Source organism: Micromonospora sp. MH33 (genome assembly GCF_003013775.1).
Taxonomy (GTDB): domain Bacteria; phylum Actinomycetota; class Actinomycetes; order Mycobacteriales; family Micromonosporaceae; genus Micromonospora; species Micromonospora fulviviridis.
Window position 1 is genome coordinate 1 of record NZ_MUYZ01000178.1, and the last position, 14,040, is coordinate 14,040.

Sequence of the window (14,040 nt, forward strand, 5' to 3'; positions counted from 1 at the left end):
GGGCGGGGCCGACGCGACGGCGCCGGGCGCGGAGCGTACGCCCGACGAGCCGGCGACGACGGCCGGAACCGACCCGGCGGCGGCCCCGGAGGCGGCCGCCGCCCGGCAGCCGGACCGGGCGCAGTACGGCGTGTGTGCGTTTCTCGCCCTGGTCGGCGGGCTGGTCATCTTCGACGCGACGACCCGGATCGGGAGGGCGATCAACACGGCCGACCCGATCGGCCCCAAGCCGGTGCCGATCCTGCTCGGCGTGCTGCTGCTCGTCATCGCGGTGATCTACGCGGTGGACGTGGCCCGCGGCGGCGCGGGCGAGCCGGAGGCCGGCGAGGACGTCGACCTGAGCCTTCCGATCGACTGGCGCACCGTGCTGCTGCTGATCGGCGCGTTCCTGGTCAACGCCGTGCTCATCGACCGGCTCGGCTGGGTGATCAGCGGGACGATCCTCTTCTGGGGTTCGGCCTATGCCCTGGGCAACCGCCACTACGTGCGCAACCTGCTGATCGCCGTCGCGCTGTCGTTGATCACGTTCTACACCTTCGCCATCGGACTCGGTGTCGACCTGCCCGCCGGCGTGCTGCAAGGGATCCTGTAGATGGACAACTTCGCCAATCTGCTCGACGGGTTCGCCAACGTGCTGACCCCGATGAACCTGCTGTTCGCGCTGATCGGGGTGACCATCGGCACCGCCGTCGGCGTGCTGCCCGGCATCGGCCCGGCTATGACCGTGGCGCTGCTCCTGCCGGTCACCTACGGGATGGAGCCGGCCCAGGCCTTCATCATGTTCGCCGGCATCTTCTACGGCGGCATGTACGGCGGTTCGACCACCTCGATCCTGCTGAACACCCCCGGCGAGTCGTCGTCGGTGGTGACCGCCATCGAGGGCAACAAGATGGCCAAGGCGGGCCGGGCCGCACAGGCGCTGGCCACCGCCGCGATCGGCTCGTTCGTCGCCGGCACCATCGCCACCGTGCTGCTGGTGGTGGTCACCCCGCCGGTGGTGCAGTTCGCGATCAGCCTCGGCGCACCCGACTACTTCGCGCTGATGCTGCTGGCGTTCGTGTCCGTCACCGCCGTGCTCGGCGCGTCCCGGGTACGCGGCTTCGCCTCGCTGCTGCTCGGCCTGGTGATCGGTGTGATCGGCATCGACCAGTCCGGCCAGCAGCGGCTCACCTTCGGGCTGCCGCAGCTCGCCGACGGCATCGACGTGGTCGTGGTGGCGGTCGGCATCTTCGCCGTGGGCGAGGCGCTCTGGATCGCCGCGCACCTGCGCCGGAGGTCCGGCGAGGTGATCCCGGTGGGCCAGCCGTGGCTGGGGAAGCAGGACTGGAAGCGGTCCTGGAAGCCGTGGCTGCGCGGCACGGCGTTCGGGTTCCCGTTCGGCGCGGTGCCGGCGGGCGGGGCGGAGATCCCCACCTTCCTGTCGTACGTCACCGAGAAGAAGCTGTCGAAGCACCCGGAGGAGTTCGGCCGGGGGGCGATCGAGGGCGTCGCCGGGCCGGAGGCCGCGAACAACGCCTCGGCCGCCGGCACGCTGGTACCGATGCTGGCGATCGGCCTGCCGACCAACGCCACCGCCGCGGTGATGCTGGCCGCCTTCGAGGGGTACGGCATCCAGCCCGGCCCGCTGCTCTTCACGCGGGAGTCCAGCCTGGTCTGGACACTGATCGCCAGCCTGTTCGTGGGCAACCTGCTGCTGCTGGTGCTCAACCTGCCGCTCGCCCCGGCCTGGGCGCGGCTGCTGCGGATCCCGCGCCCCTACCTCTACGCCGGGATCCTCTTCTTCGCCTCGATGGGCGCGTACGCGGTCAACGCGCAGCCGTTCGACCTGTACCTGCTGCTCGCCCTCGGCCTGCTCGGCTTCGGCATGCGCCGCTTCGGGCTGCCGATCCTGCCGCTGATCGTCGGCGTCATCCTCGGCCCGCGTGCCGAACTGCAGGGCCGGCGCGCGTTGCAGCTCTCCGGCGGCGAGCTGCACGGGCTGATCGGCGGCTGGATGTCCTGGCTGATCTACGCCACGATCGCCGTGGTGCTCCTCTGGCCGCTGATCGGCCGGTTCGTGGTCCGTCCGCTGCGCGGAAGGTCGGTGACGGCATGACGGTGCTGGTGGGGTACGTCCCCTCGCCGCTCGGCGAGGCGGCGCTCCAGGCCGCGATCGAGCAGGCCCGGTTCCGCGACGAGCCGGTGCTGGTGGTGAACACCTCGCGCGGCGACGCGTACGTCGACCCGCGGTTGGCCCAGGAACCGGACCTGAACCGGGTGGTCCGCGAGCTGGTCGCCGCCGGGGTGCGGCACGACGTCCGGCAGCTCATGCGGGGGCGGGACGCGGCGGAGGAGATCGCCGAGATCGTCGAGGCGGAGGACGTGTCGCTGGTCGTGATCGGCATCCGGCACCGCACCCCGGTCGGCAAGCTGATCATGGGCTCGACCGCGCAGGAGATCCTGCTCCGGGTGCCCTGTCCGGTGCTCGCCGTGAAGGCCGACTGAGTGGCGCCCGGGGACTCCGCCGTCCCCGGGCGCGCCCAGACGGGCCTGCTCCTCACGCACACCGTCGCGGTGCAGGCGGTCACCTTCATGCTCCGGCCGGCGTCCGCGTACCGGGCGTTGGAGCTGGACGTGCCGGGAGCCTGGCTGGGCGTGCTCGGGGCCAGCTTCGCCGTCGTACCCCTGGTGCTGGCCGTGCCCTCCGGGCACGCGGTGGACCGGCTCGGCGAGCGCCGCGTCGCCCTCGCCGGGTCCGCCCTGCTGGTCGCCGCCGGCCTCGGTTTCGTGCTGCTCGCCGGCTCGGTGGCCGGCCTGGTCCTGGCCAGCATGGCGCTCGGCACCGCACACCTCTGCGCGGTGGTCGCCCAGCAGGCGCTGGTCGCCAACCGCACCCCGGCCGACCGGTACGACGCCGCGTTCGGCTACTACACCTTCGCCGCCTCGCTGGGGCAGGCGCTCGGCCCCGGCCTGATCGTGCTCTTCGGCGGGGACCGCCCGATCCCCGACACCCGGGCCATCTTCCTCGGCGCCACGGTGGTGGCGCTGCCGCTGCTGGTCGTCACGCTGTTCCTGCGCCCGTCCGGACACCACCAGCGGGCCGCCGACGGTTCCGACACCGGTGGGCTGCGCGACCTGATCCGCCAGCCCGGTCTGGTCCGCGCCCTCACGGTGAGCTGCGTCGTCCTGGCGGCGGTCGACATCACCCTGGTCTACCTGCCCGCGCTCGGCGCGGAACGCGGCATCGCCGCCGGTTCGATCGGCATCCTGCTCGGGACCCGGGCGGTCGCCTCGATGGCGTCCCGGCTGCTGCTCGGCCGGCTCGTGGCGGCCCTCGGCCGGCGGGTCGTGCTGGTCGGCACCGTGACGCTCTCCGCCGTCGGGCTGGCCCTGCTGCTGCCACCGCTGCCCTTCGCGGTCCTGCTGGCGGTGGTCGCGGTGGCCGGGCTCGGGCTGGGTGCGGGCCAGCCGCTGACCATGTCGTTCCTGGCCGAGGTGGCCCCGCCCGGGCTGCGCGGCCGGGCGATGTCGCTGCGGCTCACCGGCAACCGGCTCGGTCAGGTGCTCATCCCCAGCGCCGCCGGCGCGCTCGCGGCCGGCACCGGCGCGGCCGGCGTCCTCGGCTGCACCGCGGCCGGCCTGGCCGGCGCGGCCGTCGCCGCGACCCGCCTGCACCGCGCACCGCCCGCGAATCCCCATCCCTGAGTGAGAGAAGGACGACCATGGAGACCCCCACGACCGCCGACCTCTACGACCGGCACGGCGACGCCCTCGGCTCCTGCGACACCCAGTTGCGGCAGTTCGGCGGCATCCGGGCCTTCGCCGGCCCGGCCGTCACGGTGCGCTGCTTCCAGGACAACGCCCTGGTCAAGTCGATCGTGGCCGAACCGGGGGAGGGCCGGGTGCTGGTGGTGGACGGCGGCGGCTCGCTGCACACCGCCCTGATGGGCGACCTCATCGCCGGCACGGCGGCGGAGAACGGCTGGGCCGGTGTGGTGATCAACGGCGCGGTCCGCGACGTCGTGGCCCTCGGTGCCCTGCCGATCGGCATCAAGGCGCTCGGCACGAACCCGCGCAAGAGCGCGAAGACCGGCGCCGGCGAGCGCGACGTGCCGGTGTCGTTCGGCAACTGCGTCTTCGCGCCCGGTGCCGAGGTGCACAGCGACGACGACGGCGTCGTCGTGCTGCCGGTCGCCGGGCGGGACTAGCCCTCGGTGGCCGGGTGCGGGGCGACCTGGCCCTGGCGGAGCCGGGCCGCGCAGAGCTCGGCCAGCTTCGCGTACGCGGGGGCGCCGATCAGCGCGGTCAGCTCGGGGCCGTAGGAGATGTACATGGGCTCGGCGCCGACGTGCGCGTCGGTGGAGGAGGTGCACCACCAGTCCAGGTCGTGACCGCCCGCGCCCCAGCCGCGCCGGTCGAACTCGGTGAGCGTGGAGATCAGCACCTTGGTGTTGTCGGGTCGCTTGTGCCAGTCCTGGTCACGGCGGATCGGCAGCTGCCAGCAGACGTCCGGCTTGTATTCCAGCGGGTGCACCCCGTCGCGCAGCGCCTGGGCGTGCAGGGCGCAGCCGCCCCCGCCGGGGAAGTCGGCGTCGTTGAGGAAGACGCAGGGCGCGTCAACGGCGCGGGTGGCCGTCCGCCGGGCGGGGTTCTTCCCGTCGATGGTGTCGTTCTCGGTCCAGTTCTTGAAGCCCCGGCGGAAGTGCTGCCAGGTCTCCGGGGTGAGCCGCTTGACCGCCGCCCGGACCCGCTTCTCGTCGTCGCCGTCGGTGAAGAACGCGCCGTGCGAGCAGCAGCCGTCCGCGGCGCGGCCCGCGATGATGCCGTGGCAGCCCCTGCCGAAGATGCACGTCCAGCGGGAGAGCAGCCAGGTCAGGTCGGCCCGCACCAGGTGCTTCGCGTCGGCCGGGTCGACGAACTCGATCCACTCCCGCGGGAAGTCCAGCCCGACCTCCCGGCTGCGCGGGTCGTCGGGGTCGTCCACCAGCACGTGAAGCTCGATCTGCCCTGTCACCCGGACCAGCGTACGCGGGGTGACCCCGCCCGGCCGGCGAGCCGACGAAACGTGTTGGCCCTAGGGTCGTCACCATGCGACTGGGTGTCCTCGACGTCGGCTCCAACACGGTGCACCTGCTGGTGGTCGACGCCCACCACGGCGCCCACCCGTGGCCGGCGCACTCCGAGAAGGTGGTGCTCCGGCTGGCCGAGCAGATCGGCCCGGACGGCGCGCTGACCGACGCGGGCGCGGACGGGCTGGTCAAGGCCGTCAGCATGGCCCGGGCGGCGGCGGACGGGCTGGAGGCCGACGACCTGCTGGCCTTCGCCACCAGCGCGGTCCGCGAGGCCACCAACGCCGGCGAGGTGCTGGCCCGGGTCCGGGACGAGACCGGCGTACGCCTGGAGGTGCTCTCCGGCGCGGACGAGGCGCGGATGACCTTCCTGGCGGTGCGGCGCTGGTTCGGCTGGTCCGCCGGCCGGCTGCTCGTGATGGACATCGGGGGCGGCTCGCTGGAGCTGGCCGCCGGCATCGACGAGGGTCCGGACGTGGCGGTCTCGCTGCCGCTGGGCGCGGGCCGGCTGAGCCGGGAGCGGCTGGAGGTCGACCCGTCCGGCGCGGTGCCGCCGTCGGCCGAGGCCGTCGAGGAGCTGCGGGAGTACGTCGACGCCCAGCTCGATCCGGTGGTGGAGCAGCTCACCGCGGTGGGCTGGGAGCGTCCGGTGGCCACCTCGAAGACGTTCCGGATGCTGGCCCGCCTGGCGGGCGCGGCGCCCTCCGGGGCTGGGCTGTGGGCCCGGCGCAGCCTGACCCGCACCGGGCTGCGCCAGGTGCTCGGCTTCATCCGGCACATCCCGCCGGCCCAGCTGGCCGAGCTGGAGGGGGTCAGCGCACAGCGGGCCCACCAGCTCCTCGCCGGGGCGGTGGTGGCCGAGTCGGTGCTGCGCCGGCTCGACGTGGACTGCCTGGACATCTGCCCCTGGGCGCTGCGCGAGGGGGTCATCCTGCGCCGGCTGGATCAGCTCGCGCCGATGTGATCCCGCCCTGCCGTTCCACGCGACGGCTCCAGGTCGCGGCGCGGCGTCAGACCGGCCGTCATTCGGTCCGGAGCGCCCCCTAGCGGCGTGGAGGTCGAATTATGGCCGCCCGCCGAACGGGAGTTGTCGTCCATTTTGCGGATGCTCGTCCCGATGCGCGCTGGCGGGTGCGGCTACCCTGAGGGGTGTGACTTCCCCCGTTCCGGTGCTCCTGTCCACGTCCTCGGTCTTCCCTGAGCGGACCGCGGCGGCGTTCCAGCTGGCCTCGGCGCTCGGGTACGACGGCATCGAGGTGATGGTCTGGACCGACCCGGTCAGCCAGGACCCGGGCGCGCTGCGCGGCCTGTCCGAGCACTACGGCGTCCCGGTCCTCTCGGTGCACGCGCCCTGCCTGCTGGTCACGCAGCGGGTGTGGAGCCCCGACCCGTGGGAGCGGCTGCGGAAGGCCGCGGAGCTGGCCGAGGTCCTGGAGGCGCCCACCGTCGTGGTGCACCCGCCGTTCACCTGGCAGCGCGACTATGCCCGCAACTTCGCCGACGGGCTCGACCGGATCGCCGGCCGGTTCGGCGGGCTGCGCTTCGCCGTGGAGAACATGTACCCGGTGCGGATGGCCGGCCGGCAGTTCGTCCCGTACGTCCCGGGCTGGGACCCGACCGACACCGGCTACGCCGCGTACACGCTGGACCTGTCGCACTGCGCGGCGTCGCACACCGACGCCCTGGCCATGGCCGACCGGATGGGGTCCAACCTGGCCCACGTCCACCTGGGCGACGGCACCGGCGAGGGGCGCGACGAGCACCTGGTGCCCGGGCGGGGCGGCCAGCCCTGCGCCGAACTGCTCCGCTCGCTGGCCGGCCGGGGCTTCACCGGCTCGGTGGCGGTCGAGGTGACCACCCGGGGCGCGAAGAGCCGCGCGGTCCGCGAGGCGGATCTGCGCGAGTCGCTCGCGTTCGCCCGGGCCAACCTGACCGCCCCCTCCCCGGTCGACGCCTGACCGGGCGACGGCTTCAGGTCGCGGCGCGGCGAAGACGCCGAGCCGGGGTCGTCGGGGGCGGGGCTCAGCTGACCGGGGTGAGCGGTTCCGGCTGGGCCGGGACGGTGACCTGCTCGCCGACGGCGGCCCGCTTGCGGGCCCGGTGCGCGGCCACGTGCGACCGGGTGGCGCAGCGCTCCGAGCAGAACCGCCGGCAGCAGTTCGACGAGGTGTCCAGGTAGACGTTGCCGCAGCGCTCGTCGGCGCAGACGCCGAACCGGGCGCTGCCGTACTCGCAGAGCCAGACCGACAGCCCCCAGACCGCGCCGGCCAGGTATTCGGAGCTGACCGAGGCGCCCCGGCTGGTCACGTGCATGTGCCAGTCGGAGGAGTCGTGGCCGGAGATGCGCGGCTGCACCGGGAACGCCTCCAGCAGCGCGTTCAGCTCCGTCACCGCCTCGGCGTCGCGGCCCGAGGTGCCGTAGTCGAAGATGTCGCGCAGGCGCTTCTGCGCCCGCCGGAAGATCGTCAGGTCCCGTTCGGCGACCTCGTCGCGCATCCACGCGTTGTCGTCCGGGAAGAGGGCCCGCAGGTCGTCGAGGTCGTCCAGGCGGGCGTTGACGAGATCAACACCGGTCCGGGCGTACGCGTCGAAGTTCACGACACCAACGGTAGACGACTCACGGGGCACGCGGCGCGTCGATGTAGTGGGGCAGGAACCGCGCGTAACCGTCCGTGATGAGGCTTTCGCTCTCCCGGACGCCCGCGCCGGCCGACTCGCCGTCCACGATCCAGCTGCCCAGCACCATCCGGCTGCCCGCGAACTCGGGTAGCGCCCGGAACTCCTGGTAGCAGAAACCCTCGTCGCCGTAGATCCCCGGGTTGGTGATCTCGGTGCCACCGGTGACGATGCGTACCGAGCCGCCCTCCCGGCCGAGCAGCGGCTTGGCCACGTACTCGGCCATCCCGCGCGGCGAGTCCAGGTACGCGGGCAGCAGGTAGTCGTGCCCGGGGTAGAGCTCCCAGAGCACCGCCAGCAGCGCCTTGTTCGACAGCAGCAGCTTCCAGGCCGGCTCGATCCAGGTGGTCGGGGTGCCCGGCGCCAGCGCCGGCGGCCCGTACGGCTCGGCCAGCATCCACTCCCAGGGGTAGAGCTTGAAGCAGGTGGTGATCGGCCGGTCGGCGGCGTCGACGAAGCGCCGCCCGTCCCAGCCGACCCGCTGGATCGGCATGAGCGTGACGTCCAGGCCCGCCTGGCGGGCGGTCTCGGCCAGGTAGCCGGCGGTGATCTGGTCCTCGCCCGACTCCTCCTCGGCGGACCAGACCACGTGCACCCGCGGGTCGTGCAGGCCGGCGCCGATCTTGGCCCAGGCGCCGACCAGCCGCTCGTGCAGGCTGTTCCACTGGTCGGCGTCCGGCCGGGTGTGTTCCAGCCAGTACCACTGCACGATGCTCGCCTCGACCAGCGCGGTCGGGGTGTCGGCGTTGTACTCCAGCAGCTTCGGCGGCCAGCTGCCGTCGTACCAGAGGTCGAAGCGGCCGTAGAGGGTCGGCGGGGCCTCCCGCAGCGACCGGGCGACCGCCTCGGCGGCCCAGTCCGGGATGCCGAACTCGGCGTACCGGTTGCGGGCCACCACGTGCTCGGCGGCGGCCACCGACATCCGGTGCAGTTCCTCGGTTGCTTCTTCCAGCCGGAGCACCTCGTCCAGCTCGAAGGCGTACGCCGCGGTCTCGTCCCAGTACGACATGATTCCGCCGTCGGGCAGCTCGGTGTCGACGTACACCAGGCCCTGGGCGCGGATGGTCGCGTCCCAGTCGGGGCGCGGGGTGCTGGTCTCGCGCCGCACGTCAGCCGCCGCAGGAGGCGAGGTGCGTGCCGAAGCCGCCGCGCCCGGGGAGCGCCGCGGCGACCGGCGCCGGGGTGTCCCGGGCGGCGGCCGGCGCGGGGACCCGCAGGGCCACGGCGACGGTGTCGCCGCCCCCGCCGGCCGGGCCGAGCGCGCAGTCGTCATCGTCGTCGTCGTAGCCGTTGTTGCAGCCGGAGAGCGCGAGGGCCAGGGCGGTCAGGGCGCCGAGCTGCACGGTGGCCGACCGGAGCCGGCGTCGGGGGCGTCGTTCCACGTGATCGTTGTAGCGGATCCCCGCCAGCAGGGCGGCCCCGCGGTCCCCGCCCGAACGCTGCGTGACGTTGCCCGCCGCCCCCCGGCGCGGGCCCGCCGCCGGGCGTTACGCTCGGCTCATGCTCCGTTCCGTCATCCTCGCCGCCTCCCGGTCATCCCAGGTCGAGCGGCTCGTCGCGACGGCCCCGTTCACCCGGGACGTCGTCCGCCGGTTCGTCGCCGGCGCCGGCACCGACGACGCGCTGCGCGCGACCCGCGCACTCGTCGCCGACGGCCAAGCGGTCACCCTCGACAACCTCGGCGAGGGCACAGTCACCCCGGAGCAGGCGAACGCCATCCGGGACGAATACCTCAAGCTGCTGCGGCTGCTGGGCGCCGCCGGGCTCACCCCGGCCGCCGAGGTCAGCGTCAAGCTCTCCGCGCTCGGGCAGATGTTCGACGAGCAGCTCGCGTACGACAACGCGCGGGCGATCTGCGCGGCGGCCGACGCGGCGGGCACCACGGTCACCCTGGACATGGAGGACCACACCACCACCGACTCGACCCTGGACATCCTCGCCAAGCTGCGCAAGGACTACCCGTCGACCGGGGCGGTGCTCCAGGCGTACCTGCGGCGGACCGAGTCGGACTGCCGCGAGCTGTCCGGCGCCGGTTCCCGGGTGCGGCTCTGCAAGGGCGCGTACAAGGAGCCCGAGTCGGTGGCGTACCAGTCCGCCCGCGAGGTCGACAAGTCCTACGTGCGCTGCATGAACGTGCTGATGTCCGGGGACGGCTATCCGATGCTGGCCACCCACGACCCGCGCCTGATCGCCATCGGCGAGGACCGGGCCCGCTGGTTCGACCGCGGCCCGGAGCGGTTCGAGTTCCAGATGCTGTTCGGCATCCGCCCCGAGGAGCAGAAGCGCCTCGTCGGCGACGGCTACACGGTGCGCACCTACGTCCCCTACGGCGACCAGTGGTACGGCTACCTGATGCGCCGGCTCGCGGAGCGCCCCGCCAACATGGTGTTCTTCGGCCGCGCGCTGATGTCGAAGAAGTGAGTCAGGCGTTCGACCAGGTCCGGGTGCAGAGCACCAGCCGGTAGCCGTCCGGATCGGCGAACGTCACCCCCCAGCCGGCGGCTCCAGGTCGTGGCGCGGCGACAGACGCGCCGAGCTGGAGTTGCCGTAGGTCCCGGTACGGGCCGGCGGCGACTCTGGTCCCGCCGGCCCGTTCCAGTCGGCGGGCCAGGCGTACGTGGGTGTCTGCGGTGAGCGGCAGGTGCGGGATCCTTCGACCTCCACCCGACTTGAGGTCAACTCTTGACGGCCAAAGCTAATGGCATTAGCTTTGCGGCTATGACGATTAGCCAGGTGGCGCGGGACGGCGGAACCATCGTGTACGAGGTGCACGGGGAGGGACCGCTGGTGGTCCTCTCGCACGGCATGGGAGAGAACCGGGCGACCTTCCGCCACCTGGTGCCCCGGCTGGTCGCGGCCGGCTACCGGGTCGCCTCGGTGGACGTGCGCGGGCACGGCGACTCCAGCCCGCGCTGGCGCGGCTACGCCCCGGCCGAGGTCGGCGGCGACCTGCTCGCCGTGGTCCGGGCGCTCGGCGGCGGCCCGGCCACCCTGGTCGGCAGCTCGTCCAGCGCCGCCGCCGTGGTCTTCGCCGCCGCCGACACCCCCGCGCTGGTCAACGGGATCGTGCAGGTCAGCCCGTTCGTCGCCCCGCCGAAGCCCAACCCGGTGCTGCGGGCGGCCCAGGCGGTCGTGCTGCGCAGCCCGCGGCTGTTCGGGATGTTCCACCGCACCCTGTTCCCGTGCGGGCGGCCCGCCGACGACGCCGCGTACCGGAAGGAGATGGTCGCCAAGCTGCGCGGCCGGATGGCCGCGGTGCGCGGCGTGGTCGCGCCGGTCGACCCGCATTGGAGCGCGCGGGCCCGGGAGGTGCGGCAGCCGGTGCTGGTGCTGATGGGCGCGAAGGACCCGGACTTCCCGGACCCGGGCGCCGAGGCGCGGGCCGCCCGCCGGTTCTTCGCCACCGCCGAGGCCCGCATGATCGCCGACTCCGGCCACTACCCGCACGCCGACCAGCCCGACGCCACCGCCGCCGACCTGGTCGAGTTCCTGGCGGTGACCTCCGGTGCCTAGGGCCGGCCTGACCCCGCAGACCGTGGTCCGCGAGGCGGCCGTGCTCGCCGACGAGGTGGGCCACGACCGGCTGACCCTGGCCGCGCTCGCCGCCCGGCTCGGTGTCGCGCTGCCCAGCCTCTACAAGCACGTCAGGGGCGTGGACGCGCTGCACCAGAAGCTGGCCGTGCTCGCCACCGCCGAGATCGCCACCGAGTTGACCACCGCCGCCGCGGGCCGGGCCGGCGGCGACGCGCTGCGCGCCACCGCCACCGCCTTCCGGGAGTACGCCCGCCGGCACCCCGGCCGCTACCCGGCCACCCAGCGGGCGCCGGACCCCGACGATCCCGAGCACCTGGCCGCCGCCGAGCGGGCCGTCGGCGCGATGTACGCGATCCTGCGCGGGTACGGCCTCAGCGGCGACGCGGCGGTCGACGCCACCAGGATGTTCCGGGCCGCGGTGCACGGGTTCATCAGCCTCGAGGCGGCCGGCGGGTTCGGGCTGCCCCGGGACATCGACCGTTCCTTCGACGAGATGGTGGCCGCGCTGGACACCGCGTACCGCAACTGGAGGTCCCGGTGAAGGCCGCCCTGCTCACGCTCATCTTCCTGCTGGAGCTGGCCCTGCTCGCGGCCGCCGGCTGGTGGGGGTTCACCCTCGACGCCGGCTGGCCGGTACGGCTGCTCGCCGGCCTCGGCGCCCCGCTGGCGATCGCCGTGGTCTGGGGGCTCTTCTGCTCGCCCCGCGCCACCGTGGCGCTGCCCGCGCCGGCCAAGCTGGGCGTGCAGGCCGCCTGCTTCCTCACCGGCGGCCTGCTGCTCGCCCTGGCCGGCCGGCCGGTGCCCGGTGCGGTGCTGGTGGCCCTCTGGGCGCTCGACAAGACCCTGCTCACCCTCTCCGGCGAGAAGATCTGACCCTGACCACCACCGGCTCCGGCTGCCGGTGACGCCGGCCGACCGCCTTTCGAGCCGGTGGACTCTTCCCGGATCGCCCGATTGGTCGTACCCTTCGCCGGTGACCGACGGTGACGAGCGGCCCGCCGGCGCGGCGGCGAGCGGCGACGATCAACCGGTTACCGTGCCGCGGGACGGCGACCGGCCGGACGGTCACCTGCCCACCGCTCCCGGCGTACCCCCGTTCGTCACCGGTGGTGAGCCGTCGCCGCAGCCCTCGATGCGGCGGCGGTGGCGGCTCTGGACCGTGCTGGGGCTGGTGCTCGTGCTGGTGGGGTGCGGTGTTCCCGGCGTACTCCTGGTGGGGCTGGTGCGCGACGCGGCCGGACGGCCGGCGGCCGGGCGGGACGACCGGGGCACGGCGGCCGAGCGGCGCCTCGGCGAGCGGATGGCGGCCCAACTCGACCGGCAGGCCGCCGCCCTGCTCAACGGTGACCGGGCCGGCTTCCTCACCGTCGCCGAGCCCGCCGCGCGACCCGCGCTCACCCGGCGGTACGCCGCGCTGCGCGCGCTTCGGGTCACCGCGTGGCGGCCGGTGGCGGACGGGGTGCCGGCGGCGGTCGACCGGCGGCCGGGGGAGTGGCGGCTGACCGTGACCGTCGGCTACTGCTTCGTGGTGCCGGGCTGCACGCCGAGCAGCGTCGAGCTGGGCACCCGCTGGCGGGTGGCGGGGGACGGGGAACCCCGGCTGACCGCCGTCGAGGAGTCCCGGGCGACGCCGGCCGGCGCGCGGCCCTGGGAGCTCAGCGACCTGGCCGTGGCGGTCGGGAAGCGGGTCGTGGTCGCGACCACGCCGGCGCTGCGGGCCAAGCTGCCCGGCCTGCTCGCCCAGGCCGACGCCGCCGCCAAGGTCGCCGACCGGTACGCGGTGGCCGCGCCGCCGCCCGACCGCTACCTGGTCTTCTACGCCGGCCGGGCCGAGTGGCAGCGCTGGTACGGCGGCGGCCGGCCGAAGTGGACCGCAGGGTACGCGGTCGGCGTCGGCGGCGGGCACCACGACGTCGTGCTGAACGCGCAGAGCCTGACCCCGACCGGCGTTGACGACCTGCTCCGGCACGAGCTGACCCACGCCGCGTCGCTGCCCGACGGGGGGTACGCGGACCGGTCGAACTGGTGGCTGGTGGAGGGGCTGGCCGAGTACGCGGGCGCCGACGGCCAGCCGGTGGACCGCTACGAGGGCCTGGCCGACGCGCGCAGGCTGGTCCGGGGCGGGTGGGGCGGCCGGCTCGACGCGCTGGCCCCGGCCGACGACGCGGCCGACGATCGGGTGGGCGGCGCCTACGGCATCGGTTACCTCGCCGTGCGCCACCTGGTCGACCGGTTCGGGGAGCAGCGGCTGCTGGACTTCTTCCGGGCCGTGGTGCACGAGCGCCGGCCGGTGGCAGAGGCCGCCGACGAGGTGTTCGGCGAGCCCTGGTCGGGGCTGCACGACGACTGCGTCGCCTACCTGCGCGCGGTCGCCGGCTGAGGCGTCGACGCTGGTCGACGGGTCGTAGCATGGGCCGGGTGGCCCGCACCCCCTCGCCGCGGCTGCCCGCGGCCCGCCGCCCCCGCCTCGTCACCGCCCTCCTCGCCGTCGTCGCGCTGACCGGCGCCACCGCCGCCTCGTGCGGCGACGATCCGTCCGCCGTCACCGTGGCCCAGGTGGGCCGCTCCGCGGTGACCGAGGTGATCGACGCGCCGGCCACGGTGACCGCCCGGGCCGCCGCGACCCTCCCCGCCCCCGCCGACGGCACCCTGGCCAGCCTGCGTGTCCAGCCTGGACAGCGGGTCGCCCGGGGTCAGGTGCTCGCCGTGATCGACTCGCCGTCCGCGCGGGACCGCCTGACGCAGGCCCGCGCGGCGCTGCGCGCGGCGAAGCGGGCCGGCC

General features: G+C 74.4%; 17 protein-coding genes. 13 read left to right on the top strand and 4 right to left on the bottom strand.

Translation table 11 applies throughout. The features are described from left to right. The 5 genes from B0E53_RS23520 to rraA all read left to right on the top strand — a co-directional run. Nucleotides 1-592: tripartite tricarboxylate transporter TctB family protein (locus tag B0E53_RS23520; protein ID WP_210406185.1), on the top strand; the 592-nt coding region annotated here is incomplete at its 5' end. Beyond that, nucleotides 593-2,095, top strand: coding sequence for a tripartite tricarboxylate transporter permease (locus B0E53_RS23525; RefSeq protein ID WP_107078044.1), 1,503 nt, complete (start codon nt 593-595; stop codon nt 2,093-2,095). Next, on the top strand, nt 2,092-2,484 hold the full coding sequence (locus tag B0E53_RS23530; protein ID WP_107078045.1) for a universal stress protein: 393 nt from the start codon (nt 2,092-2,094) through the stop codon (nt 2,482-2,484). Before B0E53_RS23525 ends, B0E53_RS23530 begins: the two co-directional genes overlap by 4 nt. Further along, nucleotides 2,485-3,684: an MFS transporter gene (locus B0E53_RS23535; RefSeq protein ID WP_210406186.1), complete on the top strand. Its 1,200-nt coding sequence runs from the start codon at nt 2,485-2,487 to the stop codon at nt 3,682-3,684. A 17-nt stretch (nt 3,685-3,701) separates the two neighbouring features. Continuing rightward, entirely contained in the window at nt 3,702-4,187 is a 486-nt protein-coding gene (gene rraA, locus B0E53_RS23540) for a ribonuclease E activity regulator RraA (RefSeq protein WP_107078046.1), read from the top strand. Here the strand turns inward: rraA and B0E53_RS23545 are convergent. Then, entirely contained in the window at nt 4,184-4,993 is an 810-nt protein-coding gene (locus tag B0E53_RS23545; RefSeq protein ID WP_107078047.1) for a hypothetical protein, read from the bottom strand. The genes rraA and B0E53_RS23545 overlap by 4 nt on opposite strands. A 74-nt stretch (nt 4,994-5,067) precedes the next feature. Between B0E53_RS23545 and B0E53_RS23550 the strand changes: the two genes are divergently transcribed. Then, a complete protein-coding gene (locus B0E53_RS23550; RefSeq protein WP_107078048.1) occupies nt 5,068-6,012 on the top strand; it encodes a Ppx/GppA phosphatase family protein in 945 nt (314 codons plus the stop codon). Between the two features lie 187 nt (nt 6,013-6,199). Beyond that, nucleotides 6,200-7,006 carry a sugar phosphate isomerase/epimerase gene (locus B0E53_RS23555; protein WP_210406187.1) on the top strand — a complete coding sequence of 269 codons (807 nt, stop codon included), beginning with the start codon at nt 6,200-6,202 and terminating at the stop codon, nt 7,004-7,006. 64 nt (nt 7,007-7,070) lie between these two features. Here B0E53_RS23555 and B0E53_RS23560 read toward each other — a convergent pair whose 3' ends face one another. The 3 genes from B0E53_RS23560 to B0E53_RS23570 are packed head-to-tail and all read right to left on the bottom strand — an operon-like array spanning nt 7,071 to nt 9,106. Next, nucleotides 7,071-7,646 (bottom strand): CGNR zinc finger domain-containing protein, encoded by a 576-nt coding sequence (locus B0E53_RS23560; RefSeq protein WP_091317585.1) that lies wholly within the window; start codon nt 7,644-7,646, stop codon nt 7,071-7,073. 19 nt (nt 7,647-7,665) lie between these two features. Next, complete coding sequence (locus B0E53_RS23565) at nt 7,666-8,832, bottom strand: glutathionylspermidine synthase family protein (RefSeq protein ID WP_107078050.1); 1,167 nt, start codon at nt 8,830-8,832, stop codon at nt 7,666-7,668. 1 nt (nt 8,833) lies between these two features. Further along, nucleotides 8,834-9,106 (bottom strand): hypothetical protein, encoded by a 273-nt coding sequence (locus B0E53_RS23570; RefSeq protein ID WP_246835561.1) that lies wholly within the window; start codon nt 9,104-9,106, stop codon nt 8,834-8,836. 118 nt (nt 9,107-9,224) lie between these two features. On the opposite strand from B0E53_RS23570, the gene B0E53_RS23575 reads away from it, so the two are divergent. The 6 genes from B0E53_RS23575 to B0E53_RS23605 all read left to right on the top strand — a co-directional run. After that, nucleotides 9,225-10,145, top strand: a complete 921-nt coding sequence (locus B0E53_RS23575; protein ID WP_107078051.1) for a proline dehydrogenase family protein — start codon at nt 9,225-9,227, stop codon at nt 10,143-10,145. A gap of 297 nt (nt 10,146-10,442) precedes the next feature. Beyond that, entirely contained in the window at nt 10,443-11,237 is a 795-nt protein-coding gene (locus B0E53_RS23585; protein ID WP_107078052.1) for an alpha/beta hydrolase, read from the top strand. Continuing rightward, nucleotides 11,230-11,799, top strand: coding sequence for a TetR-like C-terminal domain-containing protein (locus B0E53_RS23590; protein ID WP_107078053.1), 570 nt, complete (start codon nt 11,230-11,232; stop codon nt 11,797-11,799). Before B0E53_RS23585 ends, B0E53_RS23590 begins: the two co-directional genes overlap by 8 nt. Then, nucleotides 11,796-12,131, top strand: coding sequence for a YrdB family protein (locus B0E53_RS23595; protein WP_107078054.1), 336 nt, complete (start codon nt 11,796-11,798; stop codon nt 12,129-12,131). The genes B0E53_RS23590 and B0E53_RS23595 overlap by 4 nt, the downstream gene beginning before the upstream one ends. Before the next feature lie 100 nt (nt 12,132-12,231). After that, nucleotides 12,232-13,638, top strand: a complete 1,407-nt coding sequence (locus B0E53_RS23600; RefSeq protein WP_107078055.1) for a hypothetical protein — start codon at nt 12,232-12,234, stop codon at nt 13,636-13,638. A gap of 29 nt (nt 13,639-13,667) precedes the next feature. Then, nucleotides 13,668-14,040: biotin/lipoyl-binding protein (locus B0E53_RS23605; protein ID WP_146167743.1), on the top strand; the 373-nt coding region annotated here is incomplete at its 3' end.